Raw genomic sequence first — 20302 nt, 5'->3', positions numbered from 1 at the left:
CGCCTCGGCCTGCGATGAAGGATGGCCGGGCTGCGGCAGCCCGGCTGTAGGAACTGCCCCGCCATGCCTGTGCGGCTGGGGCGCCCGCGCAGGCGGGCCGTGGCTGGCGATCTGTCACCGTCCTCCTACGCGGCTGCCGGCTCAGGCTGCCTAGCATGGTCGGGCCACCGCAGGAGCCCATGCATGCCCACGTCCGACCCGTCCTCTTCATTCCGGCCGCGTCATGCCGCGAGCACGGTGCTCGACGTGCGGGGCGGCGTGCGGCTTGCGTTCGACGGCCTGCGCGCAGCGCTGCACGGGATCGAGGCCACGCACGAGCGCCTGTCGCGGGTCGATCCTCCGGTGCGCGGCGTGCGGCCCGGCCGTCCGGATCGCGGCTGGCCGGCGGTCGTCTACCGCGGCCTGCATGGCACGGCTGATCTCGTCGGCGGCGGCGTCGACCTGGTGCTGGCCTCGGTGCAGGCCTGGCTGCAGGATCCGCACCGCGATCACGGACCCGCGGGTCCGCGCCCCACGCGCGAAGCCGTGGTCGCTGCCCTGAATGCGCTGCTGGGCGACCACCTGCAGCGCAGCGACAACCCACTCGCGGTCAAGCTGTCGCTGCGTGCCGAAGGCGTGCGGCTGCCGCGCGCGCTGGTGCTGGTGCACGACCTGGGCATGAGCGATCTGCAGTGGGCGCACGATGGCCAGGACACGGGCACCGCGCTGGCCGCGGCCCTCGACGCCACGCCGCTCTACGTGCGCTACAACACCGGGCGCCACGTGTGGGCCACGGGCCATGAACTCGCGGCAGCGCTGGAGCACGAGCTCGCGCGTTGGCCCGTCGCGCTGCAGGGCCTCGCGATGGTGGGTCACGGCATGGGCGGCCTCGTGCTGCGCAGTGCCCTGCACCAGGCCGTGCGCTCGGGCATGGCGTGGCCCGAGGTGCTGCACAGCATCGTGTTCCTCGGCACGCCGCATGCGGGTGCCCACCCGGGCCGCGCGCTGGACCTGCTGCTTTCGGGCGGCCTGGGATCGCGCGCACCGCTCGCGCTGGCGCAGATGTCCTCGCGCCGCAGCGAGGGCATCACGGATTTCGTCGAAGGCCGCTGGCTGGAGCACGACCTGGCGCCGTCGCCGGCATCGCCGATGCCCGACCCCTGGCCGCCCGGCGCCTCGGCCTATGCGATCGCCGGCTCGATCGGCAGTGGCATGGACGACGGCCTGGTGCCGGTGACCAGCGCGCTGGGGCGCGACCTCGTGCTCGGACACGACCTGCAGATGCCCGAGGCGAACCGCTGGGTCGCCACCGGTGTCGATCACCTGGGCCTGCTGCGCAGCCCCGAGGTACTACGAACCCTGCGGCAGTGGATGTCGGCGTGAGACGGGCGTGGCGCACAGGGCGGTGCGCAGCGCGCTGACAAGCAGGCCGGGGGCAGCGCCGCACACTGGCTCCCTCTTGCGAAAGTGCTTGCCATGACCTATCTACCGAAGGCCCAGGAACAGATGAACGGGGACCTCCTGGTGCCCGAGACCACCAAGCTGTTCATGCACCGCGTGGTGCGCGACCTGCGCGCGCACCTGGAGCAGCAGGACGGTGGCTTCGATCTCGAGAAGACCGGCCTCGCCGCGCTCGAAAACGCGCTCGGCCCGTGCCTGGAACCGATTCCTTCCGTGCGCGAGATGCTCGACCTGCCCGATCCGGAGCAGGAGCGCCGCGGGCGCAACCTCATGAGGATGGCGAGCATCTGAGCGCCCGCGCCCGCCCCGTGCCGCGCGCTAGGCCGCGCGTTTGAGCAGCGCCTTCTGCAGCGCCGCGTGGATGGCCTGCGGGTCCGCCGGCTTGACCAGGTGGCCCGAGAAGCCCGCCATGGTGGACCGCTGCAGGTCCGGCGTGGCGCCGTAACCAGAGAGCGCGACCACCGGCACCGAGCGGCTCAGCGCGCGTCCGACGTCGATGCCGCTGCCATCGGGCAGGCCGAGGTCGGTGAGCACCACGTCGAACTGCTGCTGCTGCGCGGTGCGCACGGCCGCGGCGCAGGTGTCCACGTGCGTGACCTGGTAGCCGTAGGCCTCCAGGCACATGGCGACGGTCTCGGCCGCGTCGGGGTTGTCTTCCACCAGCAGCAGCTTCCAGGCGCCCTCCTGGTCGCCCTGGCGCTCCTCGACCGCAACGGCGGCGGTCTGGCCGGCTTCCATCTGGCTGCGCAGGCGCAGCGTGAACGTGGCGCCCTGGCCGCGGCCCGCGCTGCTGGCCGTGAGTTCGCCCTTGTGCTCGGCGACGAGGCCGCGCGCGATGGCGAGGCCCAGCCCGAGGCCACCGAAGCGCTGCGACACCTCGCGGTCGGCTTGCTCGAAGGCGCTGAAGATGCGCGGCAGCGCCTCGCGCTCGATGCCGATGCCGGTGTCGCTGCACTCGAGGATGAACTGCGTGCCTTCCAGGCGCGTGCGCACCGTGACGCGCCCTTCCTCGCTGGTGAACTTGATCGCGTTGCGCAGCAGGTTCCACAGCACCTGCTGCATGCGGGCCTCGTCGGCATGCACCATGGGATTGGCCGCATCGAGATGCAGCGCGAGTTGCAGGCGCTTCTCCCGCACCTGGCCCTCCAGCATGTCGACCACGACCTGCACCAGTGCATGCATGTCCACCGACTTGGGCCGCAGGCTCACCTTGCCGGCCGAGATCGACGTGAGGTCCAGCAGGTCCTCGATCAGCCGCGCCTCGAGCGCCACGTTGCGCTGGATCATCGGCAGCAGGTTGTTGTACTTCTCCGGCACCGTCGCCGTGCGCTCCAGCAGGTGCGCCGCGGTGGCGATCGGCGACAGCGGCGTGCGCAGCTCGTGCGACAGCACGGCCAGGAAGCGGTCCTTGGCCTGGTTGGCGCGCTCGGCCTCTTCCTTGGCCGCGCGCAGTGCCTCGGCATCGCGGTAGTCCGCGGTCGCATCGCGCACGATCTTGCAGAAGCCGTTGTGCTCGCCGCTGTCGCTGTGCAGCGGCATGACCACGCCTTCGGCCCACAGGCGCAGGCCGTCGCTGCGCATCATCCAGCGGTTGTCGTCGGCCTTGCCCCGTTGCAGCGCTGTCGCCATCTCCTGGCGCAGCGTGCCGGCCGCCCGGTCTTCCGGCGTGAACAGGATATCGGCCGAGTGCCCGATCATCTGTTCGGCGGTGTAGCCGAAGATGTCGCGGGCCGCCTGCGGCCACGAGCGCACCGTGCCTTGCGCGTCGAACAGCAGCACGGCGTAGTTGCGCAGCGAATCGACCACGCGCGCGAACACCGCGTTGGCCTCGCGCAGCTGGATCTGCGCGGTGTCGCGGGCCTGCCGCTGCGCCACCTCGCGCAGCGCGCGGTCGATCACCAGCGGCAGCCGCACCAGGCGCCCCTTGCTGACGTAATCGGTGGCGCCGCGCTTGAGCATCTCCACCGCGTTGTCCTCGCCGATCACGCCCGAGACGAAGATGAATGGCGTCCCCGGCGTCTTGGCGCGCGCCTCGGCCAGCGCTTGGTCGCCCGTGAAGCCCGGCAGCTCGAAGTCCGACAGGATCAGGTCGTACCGATGCGCCGTCAGCGCCGCGACGAACCCGGGCTCGTCGCGCACCACGTCCAGCGACGCATGTGGGTACGACGCAAGCAGCGTCTCGCGCAGCAGCTCGGCGTCGAAGCGCGAGTCCTCCAGCAGGAGCACCCGCAGCGCCTGGTCGTGGGAACCGCTCTCGGGCAGGTGCTCATTCATACTTGCGGGCGGCCTTCGTCGAGCCGGGTGGCGGCTCGTTGAGAACCGCCCAGAAGATGCCGAGATCGGCGATGGCGGTCACGAACTGCTTGAATTCAACCGGCTTCACGACGTAGGCGTTAACGCCCAGTTCATAGCTCCTGACCACGTCCGACTCTTCCTGCGAGGACGTGAGCATCACCACGGGCATGCTGCGCAGGTGCTGCGTGGAGCGCACCTTCTGCAGCACCTCCAGGCCGTTCACCTTGGGCAGCTTCAGGTCGAGCAGCATGACCGCGGGATTGCCTTCCTCGCGGCGCGCGAAGTCGCCCTCTCGCAGCAGGTAGTCCAGGGCCTGGGCGCCGTCGCGCACCACGATCACCTCGTTGGCCAGCTGGCTGCGTTCCAGCGCGACCAGCGTCAGCTCCAGGTCGCGCTTGTCGTCCTCGACGAGCAGGATCGGTTTGAGCATTCTTGTTCCTCTCTACGCTTCAACGAGGCTTTGTCGCCCCTTGTGCCTTCGGCAGGGTAAAGCCGAAGGTCGCCCCCTTGTCCGGCTCGCCGTGCGCCCAGACATTGCCGCCGTGGCGTTCGACGATCCGCCTCACGCTGGCCAGGCCGATGCCAGTGCCCTCGAAGTCCTCGGCCTGGTGCAGGCGCTGGAACACGCCGAACAGCTTGGCCACGTATTTCTGCTGGAAGCCGACGCCGTTGTCGACGATCTCCAGCCCTTCGCCCTCGGCGTTGCGCACCGGCGAGATGCGCACGTGCGCCGTAGCGCGGCCGCGCGTGTACTTCACGGCGTTGCCGATCAGGTTTCGCAGCGCCACCTGCAGCAGGAACGGATCGGCCCACACCTTGGGCAATGGATCGTCGATCTGCCACTCGATCGTGCGCTGTGGCTCCTGGCGCGTGAACTCGGCCACCAGCTCGCCCACCAGCATGCGCGTGTCCACCATGGAGCGCTTCATCGCCGAGCGGCCCATGCGCGAGAAATCCAGCAGCGCGTCGACCAGATGTCCGGCATACGCCGCGGCTTCCTTGACGTGCCCGAGGTAGCGCTGGGCGCGGTCCGAGAGCGCCTTGCCCTCCATGTCCTGCACCAGGTCGACGTAGCCGGCGATGTGCCGCATCGGCGCCCGCAGGTCGTGCGACACCGTGTACGAGAACGCTTCAAGTTCCTTGTTGACGCGCCCAAGCTCGGTGGCCACTTCCGCCATCTCCTCGGCGCGCCGCAGCACGATGCCGATCAGCGCATTGCGCAGTTCGGCGGCGGCGCCCAGTTCGGCCTGGTTCCACGGCAGCGAGCGCCCTCGCACCTGCTGCTTCCAGCTGGCGAAGCTCTTGCGCGGATGGATGCGGCCATCGCGCACCTCGACCTCGCGCTTGGGGTCGCCGGCCCACTGCACCGTGCGCACCAGTTCATGGCGGAACCAGATCACCACGTGCTGGTGCACCTGCGAGATCGAGATCGCCAGCACGCCCGCGCCCTGCGCCAGGAACTCGGCCGCCGGCGGATAGGCCTCCGCAAGGCGATCGCTGGCCCAGGTCTCCTGGCCGGTACCGACGATCCACTTGGCCAGCGCCGCGATCTGCGCCTGGTCGGGCGTGTCGCCGCAGGTCCAGCACTGCTCGTTGAGCACCACCGCGGCGCCGCTGGCCTGCGCCATGCGCAGCAGCAGCGCGGGTTCGGCGACCAGCCGCTGCAGCGTGCCGTCGCTGTCGGCCAGGTGGGCCACGATCTGCAGCGTCAGGTGGCGCAGCTCCAGCCGCTTGGCGACCTGCGCGTTGTCTTCCTTGGCGGCGATCTGCAGCGACAGCAGGCGGCCCAGGTGCTCGCACGCCGCGCGGGTCTGGAACGGCAGGTGCCGCGGCGCGTGGTCGTGGCAGGAGATCAGGCCCCAGAGCTTGCCGTTCACCTGGATGGACACCGACATCGAGGCCAGCGTGCCCATGTTGCGCATGTACTCCAGGTGCACCGGCGAGACGCTGCGCAGGGCGGCGAACGACAGGTCCAGCGTTCGTGCGTCCCATGTGCCGCCAGCGCTCACCAGCGGCACGGGGGCGTAGTTCGCATCCGGGATCAGCCGGATGTGATTGAGCAGGTACAGCTCGCGCGCCTGCGGCGGGATGTCCGCCGCAGGGAAGCTGTGCCCCATGTATGAGTCGTAGCCCGGGTCGATGCGTTCGGCCAGCACCTCGCCATGACCTTCCTCGTCGAAGCGGTACACCAGGGTGCGGCCGAATCCGGAGAGGCGTTTCATCTCGTCGGCGGCCAGCTGCACCAGCTCGTCGACGGTGAGCGAGCGCTGCAGGGCTGGCAGGAAATGGCGCGCCAGCGAGTAGATGGGTGCCTGGACGCCAGTGCTGCCGCTGTGCGGCTCGAACTCCAGCACGAGGAGGTCGCCGGTGCGGTGCCCCAGCACGTCGAGCGTCTGGCCACCCAGTTCGATCGAGCCGAGCGACGCCGGGCCTTCGCCATTGGCCTCGATGGCGCCGGCACGCCCTTCGACCAGTCGCACGGCATGCGCGGCGCGGTCGGCGTCGGCCCAGTTCGCGCTGTAGCCCGCGATGCGACCGTCGGCGTCCACGATGACCATCCAGCCGTTCGGCTGGATGGCGCCGGGGATGCGGATCGGTTCCTGGGCGCAGAGGGAAAGATCAGGCAGCGGCGAGTTCACGGTCGTCCAGCAGGCCGCGGAACAGGTCCGTCAGCACGTCGAAAGTGGCAAGGGCGCCCTGCACGGCCTGCGTGCGGGCTTCGGGCGACGTGAGGTCCTGCTCCAGGCGCACCAGGAATTCGCGCCAGCGTGCCATGGTGGCCGATCCGCAGCCGTGGAAGTACGCCGTGCCATGGGTCGGCGCGAGTCCCAGCTGCCGGCGCGCGGCCGCCGCGATGAACTGGCCGCCCAGTGCGGAGCCTTCCATCACGTACAGCGAGCCAAGGGCCGCATCGGGCGTGACCGGTGTCGCCAGCTTGACCGCAGGCGGCAGGCACAGGCCAAGCGCCGTGAGGTCCTGCTGCACGAGATGCAGGCGCGTGGACGCTGCGAACCAGGGCTGCCATTGCGCCGGCAGCACTTGCGCCATGCGCGGCTCCCAGGCGACCAGGAACGCACCGAAGCCTTGCAGCACGCGGGCGTAGTGCGCGGCCCCAAACGGGCGGCGCAGGGCCAGCAGGGTGTCGATGGCGGCATGCCGCGAGGCAGTGGCCTCGCGCAACAACGCATGCACATCGCGCGTCCGAGCGGACGCTGTCTTCAGCTCTCGTCCAACCATTCCAAACGATTACAACTGTGAAGGTGGGTACCACGCGGTACCGCAGCGAAATCGGGGGCAGCTTGCCAGAGGACTGCTCGCCGCGGTGTAGGACCATTCCGACGCTCGGCGTCGTCCACGGGTCTCGTGCGCAATCCTGACGGAGGCCTCTAGCGGAGGATCGCCACTGCACCCGAGAAGGTGAGGAAGGCGGCTGCCGTCGTGAGAAGAATGATACGAGCCACGCGGCCCGTATCGGCGCCGAAGCGCTCGGCAAGCAACGACACGTTACTGGCACTGGGGAGCGCGGCCACCAGCACCATCACCGTGAGCGCGAACTTGTCCAGCGGCCAGCCCAAGGCTCGCGCGGCCGATCCCACGGCGAGCACCAGCAGCGGGTGCACGAGCAGCTTGGCCACGGCCATCGGCACGAAATCGCGCGCGGGCAGCGGGCCGTGCTCCTGCGCCGCGCCGACCAGTTGCGAGCGTGCGAGCACCGCGCCGATCGTGAACAACGCCACCGGCGATGCCGAATCGGCGAGCAGGGCGATGGTGTCGGCGATCGGCTTGAGCGGCACCACCCCGAGCGCCGACGAGGCGCCGCCCAGCACGATGGCCCACGGCATCGGGTTGGCGGCCACGCCGCGCAACGCTTTGCGCGCGGCAAGCGATGCGCCATGTTCGTCGGCACCATCGAGCCGCGACAGCGCGATGCACAGCGAGCTGGTGACCACCAGGTCCAGCAGGATGGTGAGGATGGCCGGCCCCGCAGCCGCCGCCCCGAGCAGCGCCACCAGCAGCGGCACGCCCATGAAGCCCGTGTTGGGAAAGGCCGCAACGAGCGCGCCGAACGCGGCGTCGTTCCAGCGGATGCGCTCGTTGAGGCTGAAGGCCACCGCGCCCGCGACCATCAGCAGCGCGCAGGGCACATAGACGAACAGCGCGAAGGGGTCGAGCAGCTGCGCGATCGGCGTCGAGGCGCCGAACCGGTACAGCATGGCCGGCAGCGCGAAGAACAGCACGAAGGCATTGAGGCCGCCGATGGCCTCCAGCGGCAGCATGCGCCGGCGTGCCGCGAGATAGCCGCAGAACACCAGTGCGAAGAACGGAAACGTGACCTTCAGGATGGCGTGCACGGGGCCGTATTGTGGGCGCAACTGGCGGGGGACTTTTGCACCGCGCTCACTCCGGCCGGCTGCGTATGATTCGCCGCTCTCCCTCCGCCACGCCTTCCGCAGTCCCCTCCCCCATCGCATGTCCGGCCTCAACCTCGCGCAGCAGGAAGCAGTGAACTACATGCACGGGCCCTGCCTGGTTCTGGCCGGCGCGGGATCGGGCAAGACGCGCGTGATCACGCACAAGATCGGGCGCCTGATCACCAGCGGCGTGGAAGCCAAGCGGATCCTGGCGATCACCTTCACCAACAAGGCCGCCGCCGAGATGCGCGAGCGCGCCAAGTCGCTGATCGGCCGCGACGCCAAGGACGTGGTGATCTGCACCTTCCACGCGCTGGGCGTGCGGCTGCTGCGGCAAGACGGCCAGGCGCTGGGCCTCAAACCTGCGTTCTCGATCCTGGACAGCGACGACGTCACCTCGATCCTGAAGGACGCCGGCGGCAGCACCGACGCCGCCACCGCGCGCCAGTGGCAGTGGGCGATCAGCCTGTGGAAGAACATGGGCCTGAACGCCGCGCAGGCGCTGGCGCAGGCCAAGGACGACAACGAGCGGGTGACCGCCACCATCATGGCGCGCTACGAGGAGCGGCTGGTGGCCTACCAGGGCGTCGACTTCGACGACCTGATCGGCCTGCCGCTCAAGCTGCTGCGCGACCACCCCGAGGTGCGCGAGAAGTGGCAGAAGAACCTGGGCCACGTGCTGGTGGACGAATACCAGGACACCAACGCCACCCAGTACGAGCTGCTCAAGCTGCTGGTGGGCGACAAGGGCCGCTTCACGGCGGTGGGCGACGACGACCAGTCGATCTACGGCTGGCGCGGCGCGACGCTGGACAACCTCAAGCGCCTGCCGCAGGACTGGCCGAACCTGAAGGTGATCAAGCTGGAGCAGAACTACCGCTCCACCAGTGCGATCCTGCGCGCGGCCAACAACGTGATCCAGCCCAACCCGAAGCTGTTCCCCAAGACGCTGTTCTCGGAACTCGGCGAAGGCGAGCCGGTGCGCATCGTCGATTGCGACAACGAGGAGCACGAGGCCGAGCGCGTGGTCGCGCGCATGCAGTCGATCCGCGCCAACGGCGCGGGCAAGGACTGGAAGGATTTCGCGGTGCTCTACCGCGCCAACCACCAGGCGCGCATCTTCGAGCAGGCGCTGCGCAAGGCGCAGATCCCCTACAAGGTGTCGGGCGGCCAGAGCTTCTTCGACCGCGCGGAGATCCGCGACCTGTGCGCGTGGCTGCGCCTGTGGGTGAACAACGACGACGACCCCGCGTTCCTGCGCTCGGTGACCACGCCCAAGCGCGGCATCGGCCACCAGACGCTGGGGGCGCTCGGTGTGTTCGCGGGCCAGTACAAGCTGAGCCTGTTCGAGGCCCTGTTCTCGTCGTCGCTCGGCTCCGTGCTCAACGCGCGCGCGCTGGGCAGCCTGCAGGAGTTCGGCCGCTACGTGAACGACCTGGAGTACCGCGCGCGGCGCACCAGCGGCGCGGAGGACGCGAAGGCGTTCCTGCTCGAGTGGCTGAAGGACATCGGCTACGAGAAGCACCTGTACGACGGCGAGGACAGCGAGAAGGTTGCGGCCTCGCGCTGGACCAACGTACTGGAGTTCTGCGACTGGATGGCGCAGCGCTGCGGCGGCCAGATCGACGACGCCGCGGGCGTGTCGATCGCGAACGAGAAGAAGTCGCTGCTCGAAGTGGCGCAGACCATCGCGCTGCTGTCCACCATCAGCGAGCGCGAGAAGGACCAGAACGTGGTCACGCTCTCCACGCTCCACGCGGCCAAGGGCCTGGAGTGGCCGCACGTGATGCTGGTGGGCTGCGTGGAAGGCCTGCTGCCGTTCAAGCTGGGCGATGACGATGCGCCTTCGGGCAAGGCGGACGGCCCCATGAGCGAGGGCATCCTGCAGCGGCTGCAGGAGGAACGCCGCCTGATGTACGTGGGCATCACGCGCGCGCAGCGCTCGCTGGCGGTCACGTGGACCAAGCGGCGCAAGAAGGGGCGCGAGACGGTGGCTGCGCAGCCCAGCCGGTTCATCGCGGAGATGGCGCTGGACAAGGCGACCGTCAAGGAAGACCCGCGCGAGAAGCTGAAGGCGCTGCGGGCGGAGTTCGCGAAGAAGAGTGCGGAGACGGCCGCGGCTGCGGCGGCGGCATCGGCTGCCGGGAACGCGGGGTGATGGTCAGGGCGGTTGCGTGCGGGCTGCTGGCACTCGCTGCCTGCGGTGTTCACGCACAGGCGCAGCAGACCGCACCAGCCTCCGCCGCGCCCGCTTCAGGTGTGCAATCCGCGCCCGCTTGCCCGAACGCGCAGGACGTCCAGGCGCGGCAGCTGGTGGGCTTGTGGCACGCGCAGTTCGAGGGACTGCCGCATGGCGCCACGCTGCTGCTGGAGCCACACCACGAGTACGCCGGGAGCCTGTCCGGCGAGATCAATCGGGATGGCGTGCGGTCGAAGCTCGCCGCGGACCTGGATGACGACGGCTTCACGCTCGAGGAGTCGAGCGATGGCGTGCACATCGCGGCGACGTGGCTCGGCGATGTGGTCGAGGGATCGTGCGGGAACGAGATCCGGGGGAGTTGGGAACCAGCGGGCGGGACCGCGCACGCGTTCGTGCTGCAGCGGGCTGCGCGCTGATCCCTTGAGGCTTCGAACCTCGAGGTTTAGCGCTGCCAATGCCAACGCTTGGTTCAATCTCACAGAATGCCGCCAATGTCTAGCACTGTCACGTCGACGAGCCGGTTGCAACCAGGCCGCGCCCTCTTCGTGCAGCCGCACTACGACGACGTCGCGCTCTCCTGCGGGGCGACGGCTGCGGCCTGGTCGGCAGCCGGCATGCAGCCGCAGGTCCTGACCGTCTTCGCCAGTGAACTGGTCGACGGGATGGTGGGCAGGTTCGCTGCTTGGAAGCATTCGCGCTGGAGGATTGAAGATGCGGACACAGTACACGCCCTGCGTCGCGCGGAAGATCAAAGGGCCGCGCAGATCCTGGGCTGCGGAATCCGGTGGCTGGGGCTGCCGGATGCCATCTACCGAGGCGACCGGTACCCGAGCGATGACGCGCTTTATGGTGACCTGCATCCGGACGAGGAGGGATTGGCCGAGCACCTTGCGACCGAGATTGCGAACCTGCCCGAATGGCGGGAGGGCTGCCGGATCTTCGTGCCACTGGGTGTCGGAAACCATGTGGACCACCAGCTTGTCTTCGAAGCCGGAGCCCGCCTGGCTCTTCGGGGCGTCGAGGTCTGGGCCTACGAAGACCTGCCGTACGGGATCCACACGCCCGCTTCGCTGCCGCGGCGGCTGGCGAAGCTAAGAGGGCGTCTCGGCGAGGAAGTCGCTTACCCCGTCGCGAACTTCCTCGACCGGAAGATCGAGGCGATCGGTGCCTATGGGTCGCAGCTGCCGGTGATCTTCCGATTCACGCAGGACTATGCGGCGGCCGTGCGGCAACATGCGCTTGCGGTGAACCACCCTGCCGGTCCCGTCGAGCGCTTCTGGCGTGTGGCTTCCACCTGATTGCAGCCAGCGCGCCTGATGCGCGCTGGCTGCGTCGTGTACGAAGCCGCCAGGTTCCGAGAGTCAGTTCAACGCCCGCATGTACACCCGCCGAAACGCCGGCGCGCTGCCTGCGGTCTCGTCGATCAGGCGGCTCTGCGTCGACTTGTCGGACAGTCGGAAGATTGCGCGCGTGCCGCTTGCGGTGATCACCACCACGGAACGGCTGGACAGCGCGTTGGCGATCTGGAACACGGAGTCGAAATACGTGTTGCCACCGTAGGTCTTCGGGATGGCGCCGCCCGTGGCGCCGAGAGCGCAGCCTGCGTGTTCACGCGACCGCCGCGACCCGAGGCGCTGCTGATGCTGCACATCGACCATCGGAGCTGGGTGCCGGTCTGGCGCGTGCCATTGGGCAGGAAGTCCACGCTGGTGGCCGCGTTGGACGACGTCACCAGCACACCGGACCAATCCGCATCCACCATGTGTCGGGTCCGCCGACCGGAGGTCGTGCTCGCCGTGCGAGCGGCAACCGCATTGCCGCTCGGGGCCGAAGGTCGGTCAAGCCATGACAATGAAGTCCATGAACAAGCGACACGAACCATCCCGGGTGTCCGAGCTTGATGCGTTGCTTGCACCCACCGACATCCGGTGGGACACGTTCTACGCCGACCGCGCCAAGCCCTGCCCCTTCTTCGTCGCCTTTCCCGACGAGAGCCTCGCCGAGTGGGTGGGCAGCGGTCGCATCGCGCCGGGCCGCGCACTCGACCTGGGCTGCGGCCACGGACGCAACGCGGTCTACCTCGCCAAGCAGGGATTCCACGTCGAAGGCATCGACCTCTCCGCCACCGCACTGCAGTGGGCGCGCGATCGCGCTGTAGAAAGCGGTGTCGACGTCACATGGCGCCACGAGTCCGTGTTCGATGCGCAACTCGCCGCAGGCGCCTACGCCCTCGTCCACGACGCCGGCTGCTTCCACCACATCGCGCCGCACCGCCGCGAGCAGTACGTCGACCTGGTCGTCGCTGCGCTGCGGCCCGGCGGCTGGTCCACGCTGACGGCCTTCCGCCCCGAAGGCGGCAGCGGCCTCACCGACGAGCAGGTCTACGAGCGCGGCTCGCTGGGTGGAGGGCTGGGCTACACCGAGGCGCAACTCCGCACCATCTGGTCGCGCGGCCTCGAGGTGCAGGAGGTGCGCCAGATGCGCAAGACGGCGGCCGGCACCGCGCTGTTCGGCGAAGACTTCCTCTGGGTGCTGCTCGCGCGCAAACGCTGAGCACGCACATCGGCGTGCTGCGGGTTGGCGGCGTTCGCCTGCGGGTCCAGAATCGAGCGCACCTGCAACCCTGCGAGCGAAAGGCACCGCCATGACCCCGCGCATCACCCTGCTCACGCTCACCGTCGACGACCTGCCGCGCGCGGTCGCGTTCTACCGTGATGGCCTGGGGTTCGCCACCCAGGGCATCGTCGGCACCGAGTTCGCGCACGGCGCCGTCGCCTTCTTCCAGCTGCAGCCGGGTCTGAAGCTGGCGCTGTGGCCGCGCGCCAGCCTCGCGCACGACACCGGCCTGCCGCCGCAGCCGCGCAGCGCGCTGGAAGCGACCATCGGCCACAACGTCGGTTCGCCGCAGGAAGTCGATGCGGTGATGGCGCAGGCCCGGCGCGCCGGCGCCACCATCGTCAAGCCGGCGCAGGTCACCTTCTACGGCGGCTATGCCGGCTACTTCCAGGATCCCGACGGCCATCTCTGGGAAGTGGTCCACCTGCCCGGCTTCGCGGACCTCGGCTGACGCGCCGATGCACATCCGCCGGCTCACCCCGATCGACGCGTCGATCTACCAGGCCCTGCGGCTCGCGGCGCTGAAGGAACTGCCGACCGCGTACGGCTCGAGCTACGACGAGGAGAAGGACGCGCCGATGACCGTCGTCGAGGGCATCCTGGCGCACAGGCCCGACCGCGGGACCTTCGGCGCGTTCCGCGCGAGCCAGCTCGTCGGCCTGGTGTCGGTGGCGCGCGAGGCGCAGCACAACACGGCGCACAAGGGCCTGGTCTGGGGCATGTATGTGCGGCCCGACCAGCGCGGGCAGGGCCTCGGCCGCGAGCTGCTGCTCAAGGCCATCGCGCACGCACGCTCGATGCCGGGGCTGCTGCAGGTCAACCTGGCCGTCGGTGCCACCAACCTGCCCGCGCTGCGCCTGTACGAGTCGGTGGGCTTCCGCGCGTTCGGGGTCGAGGCCGGTGCGATGCTGGTGCAGGGCGAGACGGTTGACGAGATCCTGATGCAGCTGCGGCTGGTGGCGCCAGAGTCGGCGCACAGCTGAGCGCGGCGATCAGGCATGCGCGGCGCGCACCGTCCCTCCCGCGCGCACGAAGATGCCGCCGCCCAGGTGGTGGATGGTCTGCAGCTCGGTGTTCGTCGCGTCGAAGGTCCAGTGGCCATTCGCGAAGATGCGGTCGTCCGCGGCAGCCGCGACCACCTCGGCGAAGCAGGTGTCGTAGGCTTCCTCGGTGTGCCGCTCGCGGATCAGGCGGCACTCCAGCCAGCCGGCGCAGCCCGCCTCCAGCAGCGGCACGCCCAGCACGGTCCGGTCCGCAACTGCAAGTTGTGGCGTGCCACCTTGTCGACGTTGCGGCCGGAGTCCTGTCCCACCGCGTTCGTGAGGTCGACGAGACCCGCGCCCGGGACGCAGATGCCGAACGCACCGCTGGCCATGACGAGCTCGCGGGTGAACGTGCTCTTGTCGATGACGACTGCGATGCGCGGCGGCGTGAACTCCACCGGCATCGACCAGGCCGCGGCCATGATGTTGGCGCGGCCGCGGTGCGAACTGGTCACCAGGACGGTGGGTCCGTGGTTGAGAAGGCGGCTGGCGTGCGAGAGCTTGACGGGGGCAAAAGGCATGCAGCCATCTTGCACGACCCGGCGGCGGTCCTGGCGCTGCCGCGACAATCGCGCTCGGGTCGGGCGCCGATGTCGATTCCGGCAGCGCCCGTTCGTCGTGCCAGGCAACCTCTCCTGAAAGGACCGACATGCCTGCTTCCCACAACCGCTGGTGGGCCCTCGTGGTGCTGTGCCTGGGCGTGCTGATGATCGTGCTGGACACGACCATCGTGAACGTCGCGCTGCCCTCCATCCGCACCGACCTCGCCTTCACCGAGACCTCGCTGGTGTGGGTGGTGAATGCCTACATGCTCACCTTCGGCGGCTTCCTGCTGCTGGGCGGCCGGCTGGGCGATCTCTACGGGCACCGGCGGCTGTTCCTCATCGGGCTGGCAGTGTTCACGGTCGCCTCGCTCGCCTGCGGCGTGGCCACGACGCAGGGCCTGCTGGTCACCGCGCGGGCGGTGCAGGGCCTCGGCGGCGCGGTGGTGTCGGCCGTGGCGCTGTCGCTCATCATGAATCTCTTCACCGAGCCGCAGGAGCGGGCGCGCGCGATGGGCGTGTACGGCTTCGTGTGCGCCGGCGGCGGCAGCGTCGGCGTGCTGCTCGGCGGGCTGCTCACCAGCACCCTGAGCTGGCACTGGATCTTCCTCGTGAACCTGCCGATCGGCGTCGTCGTCGCGGTGCTGTGCCGCGCGCTGGTGCCCGCGGGCAGCGCGCAGGCCGAACAGAAACTGGACTGGGCCGGCGCCGTCACGGTCACCGCCTCGCTGCTGCTGGCGGTCTACGCCATCGTCAACGGCAACGAGGCCGGCTGGACTTCCGCGCGCACCCTGGGCCTGCTCGCAGGCGCCGCGGTGCTGATGGCGGTGTTCCTGGTCATCGAGGCGCGTGTCGCTTCGCCGCTGGTGCCGCTGGGCCTGTTCCGCCACCGCAACCTGGCCACCGCCAACGTCGCCGGCGTGCTGTGGGCCGCGGCGATGTTCGCGTGGTTCTTCATGTCGGCGCTCTACATGCAGCTGGTGCTGGGGTACACGCCGATGCAGGTGGGCCTGGCGTTCCTGCCGGGCAACCTCGTGATGGCCGTGCTGTCGCTCGGCCTGTCGGCACGCATCGTGATGCGCTTCGGCATCCGCGGTCCACTCGCGGGCGGCTTGCTGCTGGCCGCGGTGGGCCTCGCGCTGTTCGCGCGGGCGCCCGTCGGCGGGACGTTCTGGGTCGACGTGTTTCCCGGCATGGTGCTGCTGGGCATCGGCGCGGGCATCGCGTTCAACCCGCTGCTGCTGGCCGCGATGAACGATGTCGGGCCGGAGGACTCCGGGCTGGCCTCGGGCGTGGTCAACACCGCCTTCATGATGGGCGGCGCACTCGGGCTCGCGGTGCTGGCCAGCGCTGCCGCTGCACGCACCGCATCGCTCCAGGCGGCGGGCGCCGCGCCGGCGTTCGCGCTCAATGGCGGCTACGGGCTCGCATTCGCAGCGGGCGCCGCGTTCGCGGTCATCGCGGGCGGGCTCGGTGCGTGGTGGATGCGCGAAGGACGGCCGTTGCAGCCGGCGCTGTCGGCCGGCGGGCCGGGCCACTGAACACGCCCGGCACTTCCATCGGTCAGGAGCGGGGCGCGCCGAAGTCGCTGGCCGCCACCGGATCGATTCGCGTGGCCGGACCGTCAGCTTCCATCCAGGTTGCGGGACCGTCGGGATCGATCCTGGTGGCAGGACTCGCCTCCGGGCGCCTGCGGCCGAACAGCTTCGCGAGACCCCATACAACGACGGCGGCCGCGGCGACCGCGATCAACAGCTCGAATCGTCCCGTCATATCCCCATCCCAGTCTTGTTGGTCGCGCCAATGTCAGCGAGGGCGGCAGGACGAGGCAAGTGCATCCGCCACGCATCGGACGTCCGCCTGACCGCGGTGAGGGCCGCTGACAACAGAAGGGGGCTGGACGGCTCGCTGGCGGCGCTCAGCGGCCGCGGCGCACTGCGTCCGCCAGCTCGCGGACCACGGTGACCGTGTCGTCCCAGCCGATGCAGCCATCGGTGATCGACACGCCGTGCTGCAGCGGCACGCCGGGCTTGAGGTCCTGCCGGCCCGCGTGCAGGTGGCTCTCGACCATCACGCCGACGATGCGGCGCTCGCCGCCCGCGATCTGCGCCGCGATGTCGCGCGCCACCGGGATCTGGCGCTGCGGATCCTTCATCGAGTTGGCGTGCGAGCAGTCGACCATCAGCCGCTGGTTCACGCCGGCCTTGGCCAGCACCGCGCAGGCCTGCGCCACGTGCCCGGCGTCGTAGTTCGGGCCGCGCGTGCCGCCGCGCAGGATGACGTGGGTGTCCTGGTTGCCCTCGGTCTCGAAGATCGCCACCTGGCCCATCTTGGTCATGCCCATGAACGCATGCGGTGCGCGCGCGGCCACCAGCGCGTCGGCCGCGATCTGCACGCCGCCGTCGGTGCCGTTCTTGAAGCCGAGCGGGCAGCTCAGGCCCGAAGCCAGCTGCCGATGGCTCGGGCTCTCGGTGGTGCGCGCGCCGATCGCGCCCCACGCGATGAGGTCCGAGATGTACTGCGGCGACAGCAGGTCCAGGAACTCGGTGGCGACCGGCAGCCCCAGCTTGTTGATGTCCAGCAGCAGCCGGCGCGCCAGCCGCAGGCCTTCGTTGATGCGGAAGCTGCCGTCCAGGTGCGGGTCGTTGATGAAGCCCTTCCAGCCGACGGTGGTGCGCGGCTTCTCGAAGTACACGCGCATCACCAGCAGCAACTCGCTGCCCACGTCGTCGGCCAGCTTGCGCAGGCGCTGCGCGTATTCCATGGCCTGCGCGGCATCGTGGATCGAGCAGGGGCCGACGATGGCAAGCAGCCGCCGGTCCTCGCCCTGCACGATCCGCGCGATCGCCTTGCGGTCCTCGGCCACGGCGCGCTCCACGCCAGCATCGGCGGGCAGCTCGTCCTGCAGCAGGGCGGGCGAGATCAGCGGGCGCACGCGACGGATGCGCACGTCGTCGAGCGACGTGGCGCGCTCGCGTTCTTCCTGGACGGGGTTCATGGCAGGTGGGAGGTGTCGGCGGGCGCACATTGTCGCCGTCGGCGCGGCTGGAGCAGAACGGCAGCCTGCGCCACGCGCCACCCCGGGATGTCCCCAGGCATGTCGAGAACGCCCCTCGTCGATCGTCGTGGCTGCATGGCCCCGCCTGGAGAGCATCGATGACTGTTCCTTCCGCTTCGCCGCACCGCGGCTGGACCCTCGTCGCCGTCGGCGCGCTCATGACCTGCGTGGCGATCGGGGTGGTGTTCTCGCTCGCCGTGTTCCTCGACCCGATGGGCAAGGACACCGGCTGGTCGCGGGCGGGCATCTCGACGGCGATGACGCTGGCCTTCCTCAGCATGGGCGTCGGCGGGTTCGGCTGGGGCGCACTCAGCGACCGCTTCGGGCCGCGCCTCGTGGTGCTGGCCGGCACCGTGCTGCTGGGGCTCTCCAACGTGCTGGCCAGCCGCGCGACCAGCCTGCTCGAGTTCCAGCTGCTGTACGGCGTGATGATGGGCCTCGCGGCCGGCAGCTACTTCGCGCCGCTGATCTCGGCCACGGCCGCATCGTTCGACCGGCATCGCAGCCTCGCCGTGTCGCTGGTCACCGCGGGCGTCGGCGTCGCGCCGCTCACCATGTCGCCGCTGGCCGCATGGCTGCTGACCGACTACGGTTGGCGCACGGCGCAGCTCGTCATCGGACTCGGCGCGTGGGCAGTGCTGCTGCCGGCCGTGTGGCTGGTGCCGGCCCGCATCACGGCGCAAGGGGCACAGCCCGTCACGCCGGGCGGCGAGGCCGTGCCTTCGTCGATCGGCAAGGCGCTGCGCTCGCGGCCCTTCGTCGTGCTGGCGGCGACGTTCTTCGCCTGCTGCGCCGCGCATTCGGGGCCGATCTTCCACACGGTGAGCTATGCGATCGGCTGCGGGCTGCCGACCTTCGCCGCGGTCACCATCTACAGCATGGAAGGCGTGGCGGGTCTCGGTGGCCGCGTGGTGTTCGGCGTGGCCGCGGACCGGCTGGGCGTCAAGCCCGTGCTGGTGGCCGGGCTGCTGCTGCAGGCACTGGCCGCCGGCAGCTACATGCTGGTGAACCGGCTCACCGGGTTCTATGCCGTCGCGGTGGTGTTCGGGCTCGCCTACGGCGGCGTGATGCCGCTCTACGCGGTGCTGGCGCGCGAGTACTTCGGCGACCGCATCCTGGGCACCGTGCTGGGCGCTGCCTCGATGGTGTCCAGCCTCGGCATGGCACTGGGGCCCGTGCTGGGCGGATGGTTGTACGACCGCTCCGGCAGCTACGCCTGGATGTACGTCGGCTCGCTGGCCGTGGGACTGGGCGCCGTGGCGATCGCGTTCGCTTTCCCGCGCACGGGAGCCGGTCGCTTCACGCCTGCGATGAGGGCGTCCTGAACCTAGTGCGGCGCGGGCGGCTGCCGCGCGGCCGCGAGCCGGGCCAGCTGCGCAGCGGCCAGCGCCCCGTACAGCGGTCGCGCCAGCCAGCGGGCGATGAGGCTCGCCCCCAGCGCGGCCGCCATCAAGCTCAGCACCATCGCGTGCCCGTCGACCATCTCCATCACGATGATGAACGCGGTGATCGGCGCCTGCGTCACGGCCGCGAGGAAGCCTGCCATGCCCAGCGCGATCAACGCCGGCGATGCGGCCTGCCAGCCGGTGAGCACCGCGACGTCGTTGCCCAGGTCCGCGCCGATGGCCAGCGACGGCGCGAACAGCCCGCCGGGCACGCCCGACCAGGTGGCCAGCCAGGTGGCGCCGACCCGCAGCGTGACGTAGAGCAGCGGCAGGTCGGTGTGGCCCTCCAGCAGGTGGCGGGTGGACTGGTAGCCGCTGCCGAAGGTGGAACCGCCGCTGGCCCAGCCGATGACGGCGATCGCCAGTCCGCAGCCGGCCGCGAACCGCACGGGATGCGCGGCGCGCCAGCGGGAGAAGCGGTCGCCGCGACCCACTAGGGAGGCATGCAGCAGGCGCGAAAAGAAGCCGCCGAGCAGGCCGCTGCCCAGCACCACCAGCAAGGCCGGAAAGAGGAAGGCGGGCCGGAGCTCGGGGACATGGATCACGCCGAAGTACGTCGCATTGCCGAACGCCGACACCGCGATCAGGCCGGCCAGGATGATGGCGGCCACCACCAGGCCGCTGCTGCGCTGCTCGATCTTGCGGGTGAGTTCCTCGATGGCGAACATCACGCCGGCCAGCGGCGCATTGAACGCCGCGGCGATGCCGGCGGCACCCCCGGCGACCAGCAGTCCATGCTCGCTGATCGAGGCGCCGGCCGGCAACCAGCGCCTGGCGTGCTGCATCACGCCGGCCGCGATCTGCACCGAAGGTCCTTCGCGGCCGATGGCCAGCCCGCCCAGCAGGCCGCCCGCCGTCAGCCAGGTCTTGGCCAGTGCCAGCCGCAGCGACACGAGGCGGCGCCGCTCCGTGTCGCTGACGGAGGCGTGCAGCGAGGCCATGACCTGCGGAATGCCCGATCCCGACGCGCCGGGTACGAAACGGATCGTGACCCAGGCGATCGCGGCGCACACGAGCGGCGTCCACACGAAGGGGAACCATGCATGCCAGGCGTACAGGCGATTGAAGCCGTCGAGGGTGCGTTCGCACAGCCAGGTGAAGGCGACCACGCTGGCGCCGGCCAGGGCCGCGTAGGCCAGCACGATCGCGCGGGCCATCCACTGGCGGATGTTGCCCAGGTCGTGCCGGATCGCGTGCAGCACATCCGGCTGGCCGTGCGGGTCATGGGATGGATGCATCGGACCTCCATTG

At 70.1% G+C, this 20302-nt stretch carries 19 protein-coding genes and 1 pseudogene; 10 read left to right on the top strand and 10 right to left on the bottom strand.

Annotated elements, in window-relative coordinates; all coding sequences use genetic code 11:
* Nucleotides 1-183 precede the first annotated feature (183 nt).
* Both ACPWT1_RS05875 and ACPWT1_RS05870 read left to right on the top strand, forming a co-directional pair.
* Complete coding sequence (locus tag ACPWT1_RS05875; RefSeq protein ID WP_427914459.1) at nucleotides 184-1362, top strand: esterase/lipase family protein; 1179 nt, start codon at nucleotides 184-186, stop codon at nucleotides 1360-1362.
* A 93-nt stretch (nucleotides 1363-1455) separates the two neighbouring features.
* Nucleotides 1456-1731 carry a hypothetical protein gene (locus tag ACPWT1_RS05870; protein ID WP_427914458.1) on the top strand — a complete coding sequence of 92 codons (276 nt, stop codon included), beginning with the start codon at nucleotides 1456-1458 and terminating at the stop codon, nucleotides 1729-1731.
* A 27-nt stretch (nucleotides 1732-1758) separates the two neighbouring features.
* On the opposite strand, the gene ACPWT1_RS05865 is transcribed toward ACPWT1_RS05870, so the two are convergent.
* The 5 genes from ACPWT1_RS05865 to ACPWT1_RS05845 form a co-directional block, all read right to left on the bottom strand.
* A complete protein-coding gene (locus tag ACPWT1_RS05865) occupies nucleotides 1759-3714 on the bottom strand; it encodes a response regulator (RefSeq protein ID WP_427914457.1) in 1956 nt (651 codons plus the stop codon).
* Entirely contained in the window at nucleotides 3707-4165 is a 459-nt protein-coding gene (locus ACPWT1_RS05860) for a response regulator (protein WP_427914456.1), read from the bottom strand. The genes ACPWT1_RS05865 and ACPWT1_RS05860 overlap by 8 nt, the downstream gene beginning before the upstream one ends.
* A gap of 19 nt (nucleotides 4166-4184) precedes the next feature.
* On the bottom strand, nucleotides 4185-6374 hold the full coding sequence (locus ACPWT1_RS05855; RefSeq protein WP_427914455.1) for an ATP-binding protein: 2190 nt from the start codon (nucleotides 6372-6374) through the stop codon (nucleotides 4185-4187).
* Nucleotides 6355-6915 carry a biliverdin-producing heme oxygenase gene (locus tag ACPWT1_RS05850; RefSeq protein ID WP_427914454.1) on the bottom strand — a complete coding sequence of 187 codons (561 nt, stop codon included), beginning with the start codon at nucleotides 6913-6915 and terminating at the stop codon, nucleotides 6355-6357. The genes ACPWT1_RS05855 and ACPWT1_RS05850 overlap by 20 nt, the downstream gene beginning before the upstream one ends.
* A gap of 206 nt (nucleotides 6916-7121) precedes the next feature.
* A complete protein-coding gene (locus tag ACPWT1_RS05845; RefSeq protein ID WP_427914453.1) occupies nucleotides 7122-8087 on the bottom strand; it encodes an AEC family transporter in 966 nt (321 codons plus the stop codon).
* Between the two features lie 118 nt (nucleotides 8088-8205).
* Between ACPWT1_RS05845 and ACPWT1_RS05840 the strand changes: the two genes are divergently transcribed.
* The 3 genes from ACPWT1_RS05840 to ACPWT1_RS05830 all read left to right on the top strand — a co-directional run bounded on the left by ACPWT1_RS05840 (nucleotide 8206) and on the right by ACPWT1_RS05830 (nucleotide 11645).
* On the top strand, nucleotides 8206-10305 hold the full coding sequence (locus ACPWT1_RS05840) for an ATP-dependent helicase (RefSeq protein WP_427914452.1): 2100 nt from the start codon (nucleotides 8206-8208) through the stop codon (nucleotides 10303-10305).
* 101 nt (nucleotides 10306-10406) lie between these two features.
* Nucleotides 10407-10763, top strand: a complete 357-nt coding sequence (locus ACPWT1_RS05835; RefSeq protein ID WP_427914451.1) for a hypothetical protein — start codon at nucleotides 10407-10409, stop codon at nucleotides 10761-10763.
* A gap of 75 nt (nucleotides 10764-10838) precedes the next feature.
* The gene (locus ACPWT1_RS05830; RefSeq protein WP_427914450.1) at nucleotides 10839-11645 is read left to right on the top strand and encodes a PIG-L deacetylase family protein; all 807 of its coding nucleotides are present in this window, start codon (nucleotides 10839-10841) and stop codon (nucleotides 11643-11645) included.
* A gap of 63 nt (nucleotides 11646-11708) precedes the next feature.
* Here ACPWT1_RS05830 and ACPWT1_RS05825 read toward each other — a convergent pair whose 3' ends face one another.
* A complete protein-coding gene (locus tag ACPWT1_RS05825; protein WP_427914449.1) occupies nucleotides 11709-12005 on the bottom strand; it encodes a hypothetical protein in 297 nt (98 codons plus the stop codon).
* A gap of 202 nt (nucleotides 12006-12207) precedes the next feature.
* Here ACPWT1_RS05825 and ACPWT1_RS05820 point away from each other — a divergent pair, with 202 nt between their 5' ends.
* The 3 genes from ACPWT1_RS05820 to ACPWT1_RS05810 all read left to right on the top strand — a co-directional run bounded on the left by ACPWT1_RS05820 (nucleotide 12208) and on the right by ACPWT1_RS05810 (nucleotide 13946).
* Complete coding sequence (locus ACPWT1_RS05820) at nucleotides 12208-12900, top strand: class I SAM-dependent methyltransferase (protein ID WP_427914448.1); 693 nt, start codon at nucleotides 12208-12210, stop codon at nucleotides 12898-12900.
* 91 nt (nucleotides 12901-12991) lie between these two features.
* Entirely contained in the window at nucleotides 12992-13414 is a 423-nt protein-coding gene (locus ACPWT1_RS05815; protein ID WP_427914447.1) for a VOC family protein, read from the top strand.
* A 7-nt stretch (nucleotides 13415-13421) separates the two neighbouring features.
* Nucleotides 13422-13946 carry an N-acetyltransferase family protein gene (locus ACPWT1_RS05810; protein WP_427914446.1) on the top strand — a complete coding sequence of 175 codons (525 nt, stop codon included), beginning with the start codon at nucleotides 13422-13424 and terminating at the stop codon, nucleotides 13944-13946.
* 9 nt (nucleotides 13947-13955) lie between these two features.
* Here the strand turns inward: ACPWT1_RS05810 and ACPWT1_RS05805 are convergent.
* Nucleotides 13956-14527, bottom strand: a pseudogene (locus ACPWT1_RS05805) (flavin reductase family protein).
* A gap of 128 nt (nucleotides 14528-14655) precedes the next feature.
* On the opposite strand from ACPWT1_RS05805, the gene ACPWT1_RS05800 reads away from it, so the two are divergent.
* Nucleotides 14656-16089 (top strand): DHA2 family efflux MFS transporter permease subunit, encoded by a 1434-nt coding sequence (locus ACPWT1_RS05800; RefSeq protein ID WP_427914445.1) that lies wholly within the window; start codon nucleotides 14656-14658, stop codon nucleotides 16087-16089.
* Between the two features lie 22 nt (nucleotides 16090-16111).
* On the opposite strand, the gene ACPWT1_RS05795 is transcribed toward ACPWT1_RS05800, so the two are convergent.
* Together ACPWT1_RS05795 and ACPWT1_RS05790 are read right to left on the bottom strand one after the other, a co-directional pair.
* The gene (locus ACPWT1_RS05795) at nucleotides 16112-16321 is read right to left on the bottom strand and encodes a hypothetical protein (protein WP_427914444.1); all 210 of its coding nucleotides are present in this window, start codon (nucleotides 16319-16321) and stop codon (nucleotides 16112-16114) included.
* Between the two features lie 145 nt (nucleotides 16322-16466).
* The gene (locus tag ACPWT1_RS05790) at nucleotides 16467-17546 is read right to left on the bottom strand and encodes a 3-deoxy-7-phosphoheptulonate synthase (protein ID WP_427914443.1); all 1080 of its coding nucleotides are present in this window, start codon (nucleotides 17544-17546) and stop codon (nucleotides 16467-16469) included.
* 158 nt (nucleotides 17547-17704) lie between these two features.
* On the opposite strand from ACPWT1_RS05790, the gene ACPWT1_RS05785 reads away from it, so the two are divergent.
* A complete protein-coding gene (locus tag ACPWT1_RS05785) occupies nucleotides 17705-18931 on the top strand; it encodes an MFS transporter (RefSeq protein ID WP_427914442.1) in 1227 nt (408 codons plus the stop codon).
* Between the two features lie 2 nt (nucleotides 18932-18933).
* Here ACPWT1_RS05785 and ACPWT1_RS05780 read toward each other — a convergent pair whose 3' ends face one another.
* Nucleotides 18934-20289, bottom strand: a complete 1356-nt coding sequence (locus tag ACPWT1_RS05780; RefSeq protein ID WP_427914441.1) for a chloride channel protein — start codon at nucleotides 20287-20289, stop codon at nucleotides 18934-18936.
* Between the last annotated feature and the right edge of the window lie 13 nt (nucleotides 20290-20302).

This window comes from Ramlibacter sp. MMS24-I3-19, assembly GCF_050320135.1.
Lineage (GTDB): Bacteria > Pseudomonadota > Gammaproteobacteria > Burkholderiales > Burkholderiaceae_C > Ramlibacter.
Note: the sequence above shows the minus strand (reverse complement) of the source record. Positions and strands in the feature narration are given on the sequence as shown.